At 43.2% G+C, this 15,128-nt stretch carries 13 protein-coding genes and 1 riboswitch; of the genes, 3 read left to right on the forward strand and 10 right to left on the reverse strand.

The features are described from left to right. The first annotated feature begins 2 nt into the window (after nucleotides 1-2). Nucleotides 3-335: a hypothetical protein gene (locus tag CO230_RS00700; RefSeq protein ID WP_122026858.1), complete on the forward strand. Its 333-nt coding sequence runs from the start codon at nucleotides 3-5 to the stop codon at nucleotides 333-335. Here the strand turns inward: CO230_RS00700 and CO230_RS00705 are convergent. From CO230_RS00705 to CO230_RS00750, 10 genes are all read right to left on the reverse strand, one after another. Further along, nucleotides 332-790, reverse strand: coding sequence for a heme-binding domain-containing protein (locus CO230_RS00705; protein ID WP_122026859.1), 459 nt, complete (start codon nucleotides 788-790; stop codon nucleotides 332-334). The genes CO230_RS00700 and CO230_RS00705 overlap by 4 nt on opposite strands. 4 nt (nucleotides 791-794) lie before the next feature. Beyond that, nucleotides 795-2,450, reverse strand: a complete 1,656-nt coding sequence (locus CO230_RS00710) for an Ig-like domain-containing protein (RefSeq protein WP_122026860.1) — start codon at nucleotides 2,448-2,450, stop codon at nucleotides 795-797. Nucleotides 2,451-2,477: 27 nt separating this feature from the next. Next, a complete protein-coding gene (locus tag CO230_RS00715; RefSeq protein ID WP_122026861.1) occupies nucleotides 2,478-3,755 on the reverse strand; it encodes a serine hydrolase domain-containing protein in 1,278 nt (425 codons plus the stop codon). An 82-nt stretch (nucleotides 3,756-3,837) separates the two neighbouring features. Beyond that, on the reverse strand, nucleotides 3,838-4,773 hold the full coding sequence (locus CO230_RS00720; RefSeq protein ID WP_122026862.1) for a 2-hydroxyacid dehydrogenase: 936 nt from the start codon (nucleotides 4,771-4,773) through the stop codon (nucleotides 3,838-3,840). Further along, complete coding sequence (locus CO230_RS00725) at nucleotides 4,773-5,291, reverse strand: acyl-CoA thioesterase (RefSeq protein ID WP_122026863.1); 519 nt, start codon at nucleotides 5,289-5,291, stop codon at nucleotides 4,773-4,775. The genes CO230_RS00720 and CO230_RS00725 overlap by 1 nt, the downstream gene beginning before the upstream one ends. After that, the gene (locus CO230_RS00730; RefSeq protein WP_122026864.1) at nucleotides 5,258-5,980 is read right to left on the reverse strand and encodes a hypothetical protein; all 723 of its coding nucleotides are present in this window, start codon (nucleotides 5,978-5,980) and stop codon (nucleotides 5,258-5,260) included. The genes CO230_RS00725 and CO230_RS00730 overlap by 34 nt, the downstream gene beginning before the upstream one ends. Nucleotides 5,981-6,068: 88 nt before the next feature. After that, entirely contained in the window at nucleotides 6,069-6,749 is a 681-nt protein-coding gene (locus CO230_RS00735; protein WP_122026865.1) for a T9SS type A sorting domain-containing protein, read from the reverse strand. A 64-nt stretch (nucleotides 6,750-6,813) separates the two neighbouring features. Then, nucleotides 6,814-8,943, reverse strand: coding sequence for a TonB-dependent receptor (locus tag CO230_RS00740; protein WP_122026866.1), 2,130 nt, complete (start codon nucleotides 8,941-8,943; stop codon nucleotides 6,814-6,816). Between the two features lie 96 nt (nucleotides 8,944-9,039). Further along, nucleotides 9,040-9,132, reverse strand: a riboswitch (TPP riboswitch). Nucleotides 9,133-9,155: 23 nt separating this feature from the next. Further along, a complete protein-coding gene (locus CO230_RS00745; protein WP_122026867.1) occupies nucleotides 9,156-9,893 on the reverse strand; it encodes a WG repeat-containing protein in 738 nt (245 codons plus the stop codon). Between the two features lie 39 nt (nucleotides 9,894-9,932). After that, a complete protein-coding gene (locus tag CO230_RS00750; protein ID WP_122026868.1) occupies nucleotides 9,933-10,310 on the reverse strand; it encodes a DUF2752 domain-containing protein in 378 nt (125 codons plus the stop codon). Between the two features lie 171 nt (nucleotides 10,311-10,481). Here CO230_RS00750 and CO230_RS00755 point away from each other — a divergent pair, with 171 nt between their 5' ends. After that, nucleotides 10,482-12,758: an aconitate hydratase gene (locus CO230_RS00755; RefSeq protein ID WP_122028831.1), complete on the forward strand. Its 2,277-nt coding sequence runs from the start codon at nucleotides 10,482-10,484 to the stop codon at nucleotides 12,756-12,758. A gap of 119 nt (nucleotides 12,759-12,877) precedes the next feature. Next, on the forward strand, nucleotides 12,878-15,040 hold the full coding sequence (locus tag CO230_RS00760; RefSeq protein WP_122026869.1) for a TonB-dependent receptor domain-containing protein: 2,163 nt from the start codon (nucleotides 12,878-12,880) through the stop codon (nucleotides 15,038-15,040). Nucleotides 15,041-15,128: the final 88 nt, after the last annotated feature.

The following is a 15,128-nucleotide window of genomic DNA, read 5'->3' on the forward strand; positions in this document are numbered from 1 at the left end:
AAATGAATACAAATACCCAAACCATTCAGGGAGTGTTGTCAATTGCCGCGCTGATTTGCCTGTTAGTCGGTTTTTTCAACCTTTTTTCCCCTGAAATCAACGGGATACTTTATCACCATGTTTTTTATGTGTTGATTGGTGCCAGCTTTTTCTTCCAGGCTCCCACGTTCACTAATAAAAACATGATTTACCCGATGTACGCGGCAGCAGTGCTATGTGTGGTAGGCGCGTTTTTACCGCAGGATTCTCAGTTTGCTTTTATTAAGACGATCGGGTTGTTCGCGGGCGTACTATTGTCTATCTTTAACAGGCCACGCCCGGTACGCAGAGCTTAATAATCCCCGGATTTTGATATGCTTTCAAAATAATTTGCGAGCAGTTTTCTTTCATCTGAAGTAAGATTGGCTTCCGGATGCTGCGCGATGTAACCTGGCATCGGCATCGTATAATCCTTCACGGAGGTGATGGTATTCTTCAGCATGCTTTTCTTTAAATCAGTGTTATAAGTTCCCCAAACAGAAAAGTTCAGGTGTTCCCGCCCTTCACTAACGTGGTTTTTAATCGACCATGAAATTGGTGCTACATAAGCATAATCGGGATATACCGTTTCGTTTGAATGGCAGTCGTAACACGCTTTCTTCAATATTTTTTGAACAGCGGGTGGGGTATTTAACACGCTTACGAAATTCACTTTCTTATCTACCGGTGCGTTGGTACGGTCGATAGGGATAAACTGTATCAGTGCAATCACTATCAGGCCCCAGTAAAGAATGTTTTTAAAGATTTTCATTGTTTTATCGGTTGTCTGAAGTTGCAGTGGCCGGCTGTTTAGCGATTTCAGTATTTTTCAGGTCCCAACTTTCACGGATTTCCCATAGTGGGCGTACATCCACAGTTTTGTGATACAGATAAACTTCTTCCGCAAAGGTTCCGCTGGCTAAGTCCGCAGCTTCCCACAGGCCATTCTCATTACTGTCAACCAACAGTCTGGCCCTATATCTCCCAGGTTTTAATGCGGTGAATATCTGTTGGTTACCGGAACTGTATACGGAATACGCGATAGTGTTGTTCTCAGTCAATAATTGCAGCCAATATTTGTTTTGGGGCGCATTTTCGAGCGTGAGGATGAAGGAGCCGTAATTTTCTGTTCTGTCGGTTTCGAAATCGAAACGATATGACTTGGTGATGGTTTCATAGAATGAAGAAACGGTTTCGCGCGGTACGGTAAGCGAATATTTCTTTCCTTCCTTAAAATCAGACGTGATGTGTATTTCATACGGGTTACGCGCCGAAATTCTTGCTGTAAAAGGTTGTTGGGTGCTGTCGGAAACCAAGGTCCATTTCTGTGGGTCGATGGTATCGATGGCATAGTTCGAACTGATCGCAAAATCATTTCCCGGAGGCAACATATTTCCTTTAGCGTTAGATACAATCATTTCATTCTTCGTGTTGTACCGGTAAAAAGTCGAAACAGTGTCTTGCGTTACTCCGTTATCGTAACTGAAACGCAGGTTTTCACTGGCAGTGATCCCGATATTGCTTTTTTCAGCATCAAACCAGATGTTTACAGAGTCAGATTTTGGGCGGTGGGTGATCTTATAATCCTGAAGTTTCTCGTTCAGCGAAGCCACTTTCACACGATCGGGATTTCCCTCAAAAATCATTAAAATGCCACCCGGGGTTTCTTTCATTTCTACATAACGGACGCTCTTACGCGAAGGGTAGAGGGTTATATTCAGCCCTGAGATACTTTTATCAAGTGTAATAGGCTCGCGGCTGAAACCTACATTTTCGTTTCCGGGATCGTATACGGAATTGGAGTTGCTGTCTTCAAAGGCTAAAATCCGGTAATTTCCTGGTGAAAGATAATTCAGTTCATAGTAACCGTCTGGGTCGGCTTTGGTGATGTAATAGGGTTTCTGGCGGTAATTTAAAGAATCCTGATCGCGGTAAAGGCCAACAACCAAATTACGCTCATCCTTACTGTTCGTGGAGTTTTCAAAGATTGTTTTCAGTTCGCCACTGATGTAAAGTTCATCAATTTTTTCACCCGTAGAAAAGGCAAAATTGTAATACCGAAGCGGATTTCCTTCATTATTATCCTGTATCGCGTTGCCGAAATTGAAGTTATATGTGGTATTGGCTTTCAGCGTATCATCCCATTTGATCAGCAAATATCTGTTAGGCGTGCCGGATGGGATAATCTTCGTCATCTTCTGCAAAGGCGGCGAAATAATCAACTGCCTATTGATATCCTTCAAGGTAATGTATTCATCAAAATCTATCCGAAGTTCCCGGATATCGAGGGGTACATTTACACGCGGAGTATCAATATTACTGCCCGTTACTTGCGGTGCCAGCGTGTCTCTATCACCTCCTACGGGCGAACCTACGCGGGCACAAGCCTGCAGCAGCAATGTAAATATGAACAGATAAAAGAGCTTCCTCATCACGAATTTTGCACAAAATTAATAAAATTATTCGCTGTAGCTTTCCACGGCAGCAGCCGGATGACTCCCAGAAGCTTCCTTCGCATGTCCGCTGTCGCTGATGATCTTCTGGAGTTTCGCTTTTTCCGGCGGGAAATCCTCAAACAAACCAGAAAGCGCCATTGATGAATATACACGTTGAGAATATTTGTTACCGATCGCAATAATGGTGACATTTGACTTCAGCAAATGTGCAAAGACCGAATTGGTCCCGTGCCACCAGCCGTTGTGATACGTCAGTTTTTCACCATTATCGAAAATCTTCATCCGGAAACCTATTCCGTAGTTATTTACCCCCGGTCTTTCATTGCTGTAAGGCTCGAAAATCAGGTTATGAAGGTCAAGATCAAGGAACTGTTTGGCGTAGAGCGCTTTAGAGAAGTTCAATAAATCGCGTGGTGTAGTGTACACGTTTTTATCTCCATAAATAGCATCCAAATGATCATAAGGATATACTTTAGGACCGTTTTGAAAGAAAGATTTTGCGGCAGAGAGGGTGTCTTTTTCCTGAAAGATATAAGTATGCTTCATCTTCAGTGGCCGGAAAACCATTTGCTGCATCGCCTCCGGGAAAGGTGTCGCGGTCACTTTCTCGATGATTAAAGCCAATAGCACGTAATTGGTATTGCAATACATGAAGCCGGTGTCGGTATTGCGCGCAAGTTCGGGCTTGTATTTGATTAAGAAATGCAGGATGTCTTGATTTGACAGAAATTTCTTGTCAAGCTCAGCAGGTCTGGGTTGTATCTTTTCTATGAAATACTCGTATTTCGGTAAGCCGCTGCGCTGGGTAAGCAGCGTAAAAACAGTGACTTTCGGGTACGGAAAACCTGGGAATATCTTTGTAAGTGGTTCGTGGAGATTAAGTTTGCCAGCTTCTACCAACTTCATCGTAGCCATCGCCGTAATGGATTTCGAGATGGATGCTACGTGCAACGCCACGGTATCGTTAATAGGGTTTTGCTGAAAATCCTGGCTGTATCCGCGGTAGCCTTCATAGAGGATTTGGTCGCCTTTTGCGACTAAAAAGCCGCCCCACAAATCGCCTTTCACCCATACTTTTTCATAATATCGGTCTATCACCTCCACAATAGAGTCTTTATTCTTCAGCCGGTTATCGCGTCTTTTGAAAATCTCATCCAGATCTATCCCCCCAAAATTAGGCAGTGAGGTTGCTGGCGTCTCTGGTTCGCTGTTTGCTTTGGTGCAGCTGCTTAGGGTAAAAATGCTCAGGAGGATGAATACAATCCTGCGAAGTATGACCATGTGTGATAGTTAAAGACAAAAAAGTTCCGCAAGATAAGGGATTTCCCTACAAAATAGATAAGGCAGCGGTCATAAAGATTTGTTAAGAACCGCCGAACTGTGCCAGAATCTTATCTACGATTACCTGTGCAAGTTTCTCTTTGCTCTGTATCGTCCAGCCTGCAATGTGCGGCGTAACAATCACTTTCTCAGAGTTTAAAAGATACTTCAGGTCTTCATTTACGTGCTCGATGTTTTCAAATGAAGGTTTCTCGAATTCCAGTACATCCAGGCAGGCACCTTTTATTTTCCCGTTTTCCAGTGCGTTTTTCAGTGCGGCTGTTTTCACATGTTTCCCGCGGGCGGTGTTGATCAGGTAGAAGTTTTTTTTCATTGCTGAAATAAACGCTTCGTCAATTAAATGATGGCTTTCTGGCGTTTCCGGCAAATGAAGGCTGATGATTTCTGCCTCTTGCTGAAGTGTCTCTAATGAAACCTGTGTGGCAAACGCATCGGAAAGATCTGGCAGTACATCATGAAAGATCACTTTCACACCAAAACCTGAGAGCCGCCGTGCAACAGCTTTCCCCATATTTCCGTAACCAATGATGCCAAAGGTTTTGCCTAACAGTTCGTCGCCGCGGTTTTCCTCGCGCTTCCAGATGCCATGTTTCACTTCCTGCGCTGCAATGAAAAGGCGATGCATCAAAATCAGCAACATACCCACTACATGCTCTGCCACCGAGTCCCGATTGCCTTCAGGTGAGTTTATGAGGCCGATGTTGAGTTCCTTGGCCAGATCAACATCAATATTTTCCATGCCGGCGCCAACGCGTGCGACAAATTTTAGATTTTTACCTTTCAGAAGCAAACTTTTGTCGATAGGGATGCGACTTCGCAGGATGATGCCATCAAATTGACCTATTTTTTGAAGAATATCTTCGTAGCTTGAGGTGGTGTCTTCTTCTATCGAAAAGCCTTTCGCCGAAAGCTGTTCTGTAATAAGCGGATGATTTTTATCGAGTTGTAGGATTTTCATCAGCTATCCTGAAAAAGTTTCTTCAGTTCAATGGATTCTGTGGGTTTCATTCGGCCTGATAAGATCAGTGAAAGTTCCTTACGGCGCTGTGCTGCTGCGTAACGGCTGTGTTCAAGCTCGGTTTCAGGCTCAATTTTTGGGATTGGGATGGGCCGGTTAAATTCATCAACAGCTACAAACGTATAGATGCCTTCGTTGGTATGGATTTTCTTCTGATTAATTGGGTCATCCAGCCAAACATCCACATAAATTTCCATAGAAGTTGAAAATGCCCGCGAAACCTTCGATTCCAGCACTACAATGCCGCCCTCTGGAATGGGATGGTTGAAGGAAACATGGTTTACCGAAGCCGTAACTACACGGCGTTCGCAATGGCGGGCTGCAGAAATAGAGGCGCAACGGTCCATTTTCGCAAGAAGTTCGCCACCGAAGAGATTCCTGAGGGAGTTGGTTTCGTTTGGCAGAACGATATTGGTCATCACCGTTAGCGATTCTGAGGCTTTTTTAATTTTTTCCATGTATGTGAGGTGGTTTTTACGGCGGCTAAAGTATCCGTCTTTAATGTATCTGAAATTACCTGCACCGTGGCAGTGTCTTTCTTTATGATTGTTTGCTTTTTTGGTTGGGGTGCAGCCGGTTTCTCTTTAAGTAGGGATTTCTTCCCGAATATAAGTTCAGGCTGTGTCGCTGCAAAATACCCAAGAACGCCGACAATCATTAATAATGGGAGTAACCAATTAAGCGTTCTCCCGAAGCGGTAAGGTTTTTTTTCTGTCGGAACAGCGCGCGATTTCTTGATGTCCGATATTTTAATTTCTTCCAGACCGTAGAAATCGGGGGCGAGATTTTCTAACCGAAGCCCAGAAAAGTACGGTTGGCTGCCATCTGTCCTGAAAGTGCCGAGGCCTTCCAGGGAAAGTGCACCTTCTTTTTCGATGGTGGCGTTCCAGTAACTTACTTCCTGCTGAATGTCAGCTTGCGCATCGTTTACGGGAATGTTTTTTTCCTGAGCTAAATAATGTGCGAAAGTATCATCCGCTATATTCGGGTGTGGGTCGAACGCCACTTCTTTGCCCGGCGGAAGGATTCGGTTAGTGGTACTTTCGACCACCGCGTTGGTGTTTTTCAGATAGAATATACCGAAGTTCTCAACAGAAACTTTGCCGTGTTTTTTCAGGAAATTGAACAGATGCGCAGAAAAATTCATGATGGCAAATTTATGTTTTTTGACTGACTTAATCAAAAACAAAAAAGACCGCTGTAGCAGCAGTCTTCATAAGGTTATGGGATAAAAATTATCGTGCAAATTTCACTATTTCGGTTGTCTTGCCGGTTATCTTGACCAAATAGATGCCGTGTTTGGATACGTTCAGGTCAATCGCGTTTCCATCAGCGGACGTTTTGATGGTATGTACCAACTTGCCGGACATTTCATACACTGTAATCTCTATACTACCTTTATGGGAAGTGTAAAGTTTGCCGTTGATGACCGTAGATTTTTTTGTAGTCATACCATCAGCAGTGGCCAAGGAGGAGAGGGTAGTAGGAGTAAAACCGAAGTTGGCAGCCATGAGGTCTGCAGATTGGTTGGTTGCGCCATTCTGTTGATTCTTGAAGACAAACCCCAGGTTAGTGATGCTAGTACCCGTAGGGAAAACCTTATTACCATTGGTGAAGGCTTTAGTACTAAGGTTTATGGTACCTACATACGCAGAGGCCGCGGCGTCCCAGTTCATCGTAACATTAGAGTTAGACCAAGCATCTTCGTACAATGTGCCTGTGCTGTTGCTGTTAGCGGGACTCCATACGTGTACCCAGAAAGTGGGTGCCTCGAAACCGGGGCTGTAGATGCTATAATCGTTATTTGCGCCGTAAGTTAGCTTTACTACGCCGGGTGAGGTTACCTGTACTACCAACTGCGCAGAAAGAAGCGCCGCGGTGAAAATGGAAAATGCCAGGGAATAGAATTTTTTCATGTGTATATGTTTTAATTATCACCAAAATAATTAAAATATTATCTCAGCACATCATTCCATTGATTTATTTATAATTACTCCCCAGGATATGTACGCTTACCCCAAAAAGAAAATTAGTACCAGCCTGGGAAAAATATACCGGACCATCATACACATATCCATTGTTAATGTATTTTTGGTTTAAAATGTTATTAATTAGAAGTTTAAAATCAATTACGGTGCGTTTAAACGGTACGCTGTATTTCATGTTTAGATCAGTCAGGAAATAATCATCAAGCCGAAAGTCTGGGTTGTTGGTGTTGTCTAAAAACTGTCTCCCAATATATTGATTATTAAGTGATAAGCTCAATTTATTGTTTGGTGTGAAATTCACCGATAAATTCGCGATGGTAGCCGGTGAAAATGAGATCGGGGTGTCGCCTACCTCTACAATGCCTTCATCCGTCTCATAGCGGAAGTTGATGTTTTCATTTTTACTTAAAGTCAGGTTTCCGGAAATATTCCATTTAGCGGAAAGTTTCGCCAACGCACCCAGTTCTAGCCCCAGACGGTAACTGCGCCCGGAGTTCACGCGGATGAATTCGCCGATATTGTTAATTTGCCCGCTCAGCACAAGTTGATTTGCGTAATTCATGTAGTAAATGTTTCCGGTAAATGAGAAGTCGCCCATGCGTTTCTCGATCCCCGCCTCGAAATCATATAATTTTTCGGCCTCAGTCTCAGGGTTGGCAAAAAGATCATCGCGGTTGGGTTCGCGGTGTGCCACAGCGGCAGAAATAAAGATCTTACCGGCTTCAATCTTATAGTTAATGCCTGCTTTCGGGTTGAAAAAAGTCCATTTCTTATCTAAATTTTGGCCTTCATCATCGCCTTGGAGCAAGATCTTCGTGTTGTATGAAATGTTTCGGAGTTGTAAATCCCCGAAAAACTCAAAACGGTTTTTTGTAACGATAAATTTCGCAAATCCCGCCGCTTCATTTTTCAGCGAATTGTTTCTGTAATATTCATGTTCATCGATTTGTGGGAAATACACGCCCGTCACATTTCCAAAATGACGCCCATAATATTGATTACCAACCAATCCGAAATTCAAATCCAAGTTTTCAAATTTCCCGTATAAAGTTGAAACTACTCCATAAAAATCATTATCTAACCATTTTTTTCTGATGAAATCGCTTCTTTTAATCTCGGTACCGGTTTGGAAAATATTGGGAAGATTGTATTTTGAAAATTTAGCATCTTGCTTATAATTTTCGTAATAACCTTTGCCTTTGGTGTAGTGGAAAGTGGTTTCCATATTCCAACGGTCGTTCAGTTCCTGTTCCCACAAAAGCTGATAATGATTTTGTCGGTAATTATCGGTTTCATTATCATAAAAACCAATAATATTTTCCCAGTTCGCATCATAGATCGCCCCGGAATAGTTGAATTTTGGGTTGGTTTCCCAAGTTGCTTTATCGATTCCGTTCCAGGCTTGGTATGTTTTTTCTTTGCCTCCAAACGCCATCAAACGGATTTTGGTTCTGTTTTCTTCAAAAAGCGCGGTAAAGTTGTAAGAATTAAGATCAGAAAAAGCCCGGTCGATATATCCGTCAGAATGAATGTGGGTATAACGCCCCATCAATGACAGCCGGTCTTTCCAGAATTTACCGGAACCGATTTCGGCGGAGTATTTATAGGTGTTAAACGATCCGTAGCTGTTGTCGGATTTTATATAAAACTTCTCCTCCGGATTTTTAGAAATCACGTTGACACTCGCGCCAAAGGCAGAAACTCCGTTAGAAGATGTCCCTACACCGCGCTGAATGATGATTTGTGAAGCCGAACTGGTGAGATCCGGAACATTTACGAAAAAAGTTCCCTGGGATTCCGAATCATTGTACGGAATGCCGTTCATCATTACATTGATGCCGTTTCCACCCACGCCGCGTATGCGCAAACCTGTGTATCCTATGCCGTTACCCGCATCTGAGGTAGAAATTACAGAGGTCTGGTTTTTTAATAAAATGGGTAGGTCCTGGCCTAGATTCCTGTTGCCGAGGTCTTTTTCAACGTTGATGATTTCTTTGGAAACCGGTAATCTTCGGGTGAAATTCACGCTTTCGATTTCATGAATTTTCAACGTGTCCTGCGCTTGCGTCTGCGCCAGATAGAGTGGCCCTGCGAAAAGGCCTAAAATAAAAAATCCTTTCATTCTTTTAATTTTTTTTAATATTAATTGAATAAAAGGGGCGATTAAAAAGTATGACCTTTTTTAATTTAACAATGCCACAACATTGGTAAACGACATATCGGTACACTTACAAAGTTCCCTAAACAGCATTACCTGTTCCAGGTTCATTGGGTATAATCTCAGCTTTTTACAGCACCCCTTTAGTTTCAGGCCACGAATTTAATGATAATTTCTTAATAACCTTTATTATTTTCATCCACGAAATAATAGTGGGTCCCGTCTTTAGTCACCTCAAAAAGTTTAGCCAGCTTCCAGCTGAAATTTCTTTTGATATCGCTGTATTCAAAAGGGATGATGATGTTGTTGCGCACATCGATCACACCAAAACGGTTATTTTTCGATGCGATGATCATCGGGTTCTGTAGGTCGTCACCTTCCAGAATGTGCAGATAATCGTATTGCGGATAAATGGTGAACTGCCGGTAATCGCCCGGATTCTCGAACTTTGAGTCTTCAATGACGCCGTACATATTGTTCATCACATAGCCATGGAATAACTGGCTTTTAAATTCTGGGCTGCATTTGCCTAGATCGCTGTTTTTAAACTGATAGACGCGTGTGCCGGCTTCATTGATGCGGTAATCAATACCATTCAGCCTTACGGATGCGTATTTGTTGGTACCGAATTTCTGGATTTTAATATTTGGTGAATGAAGTAGATTACAATCCTCAGCAAAGAAGCCTACATTGCTGTAAATGTGCGGGATCACGACTTTTCCGGTTTGGTTGATAAAACCGAACTTCCCCTTGCTTTTCTGTGGGATAAGTGCTGGGATATTATCATTAATTTTTAATAAATCTTTTACAGGTGCCGTTCTTACAGCCGGTTTCTGTATGTTATTATTTGAATTTTTGCTTTGGGCAGTACCAAAAACACAAACCAGACTGAATAGGCAGATGAGCAACTTCATAAGAATCGATTTCAAAAAATGATGTGCAAAATTAAGGTTTTAAAAATTGCGGAGTACACCGAACGCCACGATGATAACAAACAAGAGTAAAAGCGTTTTCCATCCTGTAAGTAATGCATGCATTTTTGGGAATTTTCGCTTTAACGTTCCATAACTGAATAGATATAACGCAAAAAAATACGGTATTGCGATGACCAACAGCGCATTATAAACAAAAGCTTCCCGGATATGCAGGTGAAGCAAGGCATGTAAGGCACGCTGCGCCCCACAGCCTGGGCATTGATAACCGGTCACTGCTAAAAAAGGACACGCCGGAAAAAAACCAGTGGAGGGATCGAAAATGAAATACACCGCGATGACTAGCGTGATTGCGATAATCCCCATCCATTGGTTTGCAGTGAAAAAACAACTTTTCATGCCAGAAAAATAATCAATTAAAACATAACCCTAGTATTCCGTAGAAATCACCCCTGAAATCATAGATTTATACCATCGCATTTATAACGATTCTAAATGATTAAAGTCATATTTGAAAGTAAAAAATTTGTAAATTTGAGTTCTCAAAAAAAATCAAAAAAAATTATAGATATGATATTCGATTTTGATATGATCAAAGCGGTATATGAACGCTACCCCGAAAGAATCGCGAAAGCACGCGAAGTAGTGGGCAAGCCGCTTACCTTATCCGAAAAAATTCTTTACACCCACCTTTGGGAAGGCAATGCTACACAAGCACACGAACGTGGAAGTTCTTATGTAGATTTCGCGCCAGACCGTGTAGCGATGCAAGATGCTACCGCGCAGATGGCACTATTGCAGTTTATGCAGGCCGGCAAACCGAAAGTGGCCGTGCCTTCCACCGCGCACGCCGATCACCTTATCCAGGCACGTGTAGGCGCAGAGGCAGATTTACAGGAAGGGATCAATAAAAATTCAGAAGTATTCAACTTCCTGAGTTCCGTTTGTGATAAATACGGTATCGGTTTCTGGAAGCCGGGCGCCGGGATTATTCACCAGGTAGTACTCGAAAATTATGCTTTCCCCGGCGGAATGATGATTGGTACCGACTCTCATACTGTAAACGCAGGTGGATTAGGGATGGTAGCCATCGGTGTTGGCGGTGCTGATGCTGTGGACGTAATGGCTGGTATGGCTTGGGAACTTAAGATGCCAAAACTGATTGGTGTTAAATTAACCGGTAAACTTAACGGTTGGACTTCCGCTAAAGATGTCATCCTAAAAGTAGCCGGAATCCTAACCGTAAAAGGCGGGACTGGCTGCATCGTAGAATATTTTGGTGAAGGCGCAGAAAGCCTTTCCGCTACCGGCAAAGGAACCATCTGTAACATGGGTGCAGAGATTGGCGCCACTACTTCTACCTTCGGTTACGACGACTCTATGAGAAGATATTTGGCTGCCACCGGAAGACAAGCCGTAGTGGACGAAGCGGATAAGATTGCGGAACACTTAACAGGTGATGCCGAAGTTTACGCTAACCCAGAACTATACTTCGACCAAGTAATTGAAATAAACCTTGATGAGCTTGCGCCACACCTTAACGGCCCTTTCACACCGGATTTGGCTACGCCAGTTTCCGAGTTCAGAGAGAAGGCAGAAGCTAACGGCTGGCCACTTGATGTAGAGTGGGCACTGATCGGTTCTTGTACCAATTCTTCCTATGAAGATTTATCCAGAGCCGCTTCCATTGTAGAAGATGCCGTAGCTAAAGGCGTGAAGCCAAAAGCGATTCTGGGGATTAACCCAGGGTCTGAGCAAGTGAAATATACAGCTGAGCGTGACGGATTTTTAGATTCCTTCAGAAAATTTGAATCAGCCAGAATCTTTACCAATGCCTGCGGACCATGTATCGGCCAGTGGGACCGTGAAGGTGCTGAAAAAGGCGAGAAAAACTCCATCATCCACTCCTTCAACAGAAACTTCGCGAAAAGAGCTGATGGTAACCCGAATACGCACGCTTTCGTAGCTTCGCCAGAAATGGTAGCCGCAGTTGCCATATCCGGGCGTTTGGATTTCAACCCGATTACTGATACCTTGACCAACCAGAACGGTGAGCAGATCAAACTTGATGAGCCAAAAGGTTTTGAATTACCTCCACGGGGCTTTGATGTAGATGATAACGGCTATCAGGCACCTTCTGAAGACGGGTCTCAAGTTCAGGTAGTGGTAAATCCTGATTCGGACAGACTTCAGTTGCTTGAACCATTCCAACCATGGGACGGTCAAAATATTTCCGGAGCCAAACTTTTAATCAAAGCATTCGGGAAATGTACTACCGACCATATTTCGATGGCAGGCCCATGGCTGAAATACCGAGGTCACCTTGACAATATTTCTAACAATATGTTAATTGGCGCCATCAATGCCTATAACATGGAAACCAATAAAGTAAAAAATACTTTAACAGGTGAATATGATGAGGTACCGAATGTGGCCAGAGCATACAAAGCAGCCGGAATTGCTTCTGTAGTAGTGGGTGACCAGAACTACGGTGAAGGTTCATCACGTGAACATGCCGCAATGGAGCCAAGACATCTAGGTGTTCGTGCGGTTTTGGTAAAATCATTCGCGAGAATCCACGAAACCAACCTTAAGAAGCAGGGAATGTTAGGACTTACTTTCAATAACCCTGATGATTATGATAAAATCTTCGAAGATGACACCATCAACTTCCTGGATCTGGACCAGTTTGCACCCGGCAAACCTCTGACGCTGGAGTTTGTACATGCAGACGGTACTAAAGATTTAGTTCTTGCGAACCACACGTATAATGAGCAGCAAATTGGCTGGTTCCGTGCAGGTTCTGCGTTGAATCTTATCGCAGAGGAAGCGAAGAAGAATGGGTAATGCCATGCAATTGATAACTAAACCGCTCATTTACTAGGCGGTTTTTTTGTGTATCTGTAACAAAGTGGAAGTTTGGTGGTCTTATTAGGATAATCATTTAGCAATTTATCTTTTTATCAATGAAAAAATCACTCGTAATTCTTTCTACCATTACCTTTTTAAATTCTTATGCACAGGAGAAACCCAAAACAGACAGAGAAACCAATATTGAAGGAGTTACCGTAGTTAAAGCTAAGAAAACCGTCGAACAGAAAGCGGACCGTACCATTTTCGATTTCTCGGAGCAGCCACAACTGAACTCCGGGTCGCTGATGGAAGGTGTGAAGAAACTTCCGGGCCTTGTGGTAACAGATCTTGCTGGAATGATGTATCAGGGCAAGATCCTCGATGTTTATATGGATGGCCGCCCACTGAATATCACTTCAAACGAGCTGAACGGTTTTTTGGAAGGTATGCCCGCCAACTCCGTGGAGCGTATCGAGATCATCACACAGCCGGGCGCAGAGTTTCCGGCGACTTCGGGTGGTGCGATCTTAAACATCATTACTTCGAAAACCGCCAGAAATTACCTTTCGGCCACTTACTCGGGGAACTACAGTTTTACCAATTATGACAAATATAGAAACCGCACCAATAATTCATTAAGTTTAAATGCAAAGAACAGGTATTTCGGCTGGCAGCTCAATATAGGCCAAAGCTATCGTGAGAACCTGATGTCTGCGACTATTGACGATCTTTCTACAACGCGAACTGATGGCCGCCGCCGCGGCTATTTTGCCAAAGCTGCCATGACTTTTGATATCTCGTCAGACCGTCTTTTGCTGAACTATGATATCTACCACAACAATAACGATAACTTTACATCCAGTACCGGGCGCTATTTCGGCACACCTTTCCAGACCGAAGACGATGCGAACACCTTTAATGTCCGTCATGAAGCCGTAGCCACTTACCAAAAAAGGTTCGCTGATAAGAATAAAAAACTGGATTTTAAGTATAACCTAAGCAATTCGTCGTCAGAGTTTGAGCAAATCAATCGCCTGCAGGATGTTGCGGTACTGCAGAATAATTCTGAAATGAACGTTTCGACTTTTAAAGTAGATTATTCACAACCGCTGAACATTCTGGATGAAGGCAAGATCAGTTTCGGTGGGTTGTTCGATATTCAGAATTTCACTACCGAAAGCGAAGGCATTACCAATCTCGACTACGAACGGCAAACGGCGTCCACGTATCTGGAGTTTCAGACAAAACTCAAAAAATTCGATTTCATTTTAGGTACGAGAGCTGAAAATTATGATATTTCCGGCATCTCCCGAGCTTACGACAATGGCGGAAATCTGGTGGAAAAGGATTTGATTCCGTTCAACAAATTCCAGTTCTTCCCGAACGCGAGCGTACAGTATAATTTTATCCCTAAAGTGTATTTCGCGCTTAATTATAACAGGAAAATTACGCTTCCAAGCATCTCGGCGCTGAATCCGAACAACAGCGTTTACCAGAACGGAAACACTGTCACCACAGGAAACCCGAATCTGCAACCCACAATCTTCGACAATTATGAAGTGAAAGTTTCGATGTTCGATTACGCGTTTATCGGCTACAGCGTCAGCAATGCGAAGAACCAGGTGATGCAGCTTGTGACGCGCGAAAAGGTGACAGATCCTGTGACGGGCCTTGAAAATGAATTCATCAGAAACCGCCAGGAAAACATCTCGGAACTCACCGTGCACAATTTCAATGTCGGTTTGCCGATTCCTTTGATGATCTTTTCGACGCCATTAAAGGAGATCATGAACTTCAATTTCAATCCTGATAAGATCAATTTCATATACGTGTATGCGGCTTACCAAAAGCATGTTCTGCCCGATGTGGACACGAAAGGATTCCTGATGCTGAATCTCAATTCGCAGTTCATCTTACCTAAAGATGTCAAACTTTCCATCAATTATTTCCTGATCCCGCGCAATGCGAATTACTATTATTTCCAGACGGTGAATCCTGTCGGGAACAATGTTGATGTTACGCTTTCGAAGAAATTCATGAAAGACCGGTTGAGCGTATCCCTATTTGCAAATGATATTCTGAACGGACAGCAAATGTCTTTCCGCTCGGTCGCAGCCCAGCCAAATGTGGTTTTGATGAATAAATTTGACAGCAGGAACTTCGGATTTTCAGTCAATTATAAAATCCCGACCAGAAACAAACTGGCAAAAGAAGCGCCGAACATGCTGAATCAGGAGAAAAAAGATGACGGCGGCCTGCTCAATCAAATGCCGTAATTTGTATGAGTTAAATCGTGGAGCTGTGCACGGTCGATGACTTGCGATAAATTCAGCCTTTATCGAAACTTAGAAACAGCCATGCAAA

Source organism: Chryseobacterium sp. 6424, assembly GCF_003692615.1.
In the GTDB taxonomy this organism is placed as follows: Bacteria; Bacteroidota; Bacteroidia; order Flavobacteriales; family Weeksellaceae; genus Kaistella.

Excerpts from the sequence above, each read along its gene's own strand:
- CO230_RS00725 (WP_122026863.1), bottom strand. The coding sequence starts at position 5,291 with ATGGAAAAAATTAAAAAAGCCTCAGAATCGCTAACGGTGATGACCAAT.
- CO230_RS00700 (WP_122026858.1), top strand. The coding sequence starts at position 3 with ATGAATACAAATACCCAAACCATTCAGGGAGTGTTGTCAATTGCCGCG.
- CO230_RS00760 (WP_122026869.1), top strand. The coding sequence starts at position 12,878 with ATGAAAAAATCACTCGTAATTCTTTCTACCATTACCTTTTTAAATTCT.
- CO230_RS00745 (WP_122026867.1), bottom strand. The coding sequence starts at position 9,893 with ATGAAGTTGCTCATCTGCCTATTCAGTCTGGTTTGTGTTTTTGGTACT.
- CO230_RS00735 (WP_122026865.1), bottom strand. The coding sequence starts at position 6,749 with ATGAAAAAATTCTATTCCCTGGCATTTTCCATTTTCACCGCGGCGCTT.
- CO230_RS00755 (WP_122028831.1), top strand. The coding sequence starts at position 10,482 with ATGATATTCGATTTTGATATGATCAAAGCGGTATATGAACGCTACCCC.
- CO230_RS00730 (WP_122026864.1), bottom strand. The coding sequence starts at position 5,980 with ATGAATTTTTCTGCGCATCTGTTCAATTTCCTGAAAAAACACGGCAAA.
- CO230_RS00750 (WP_122026868.1), bottom strand. The coding sequence starts at position 10,310 with ATGAAAAGTTGTTTTTTCACTGCAAACCAATGGATGGGGATTATCGCA.
- CO230_RS00715 (WP_122026861.1), bottom strand. The coding sequence starts at position 3,755 with ATGGTCATACTTCGCAGGATTGTATTCATCCTCCTGAGCATTTTTACC.
- CO230_RS00740 (WP_122026866.1), bottom strand. The coding sequence starts at position 8,943 with ATGAAAGGATTTTTTATTTTAGGCCTTTTCGCAGGGCCACTCTATCTG.
- CO230_RS00710 (WP_122026860.1), bottom strand. The coding sequence starts at position 2,450 with ATGAGGAAGCTCTTTTATCTGTTCATATTTACATTGCTGCTGCAGGCT.
- CO230_RS00720 (WP_122026862.1), bottom strand. The coding sequence starts at position 4,773 with ATGAAAATCCTACAACTCGATAAAAATCATCCGCTTATTACAGAACAG.
- CO230_RS00705 (WP_122026859.1), bottom strand. The coding sequence starts at position 790 with ATGAAAATCTTTAAAAACATTCTTTACTGGGGCCTGATAGTGATTGCA.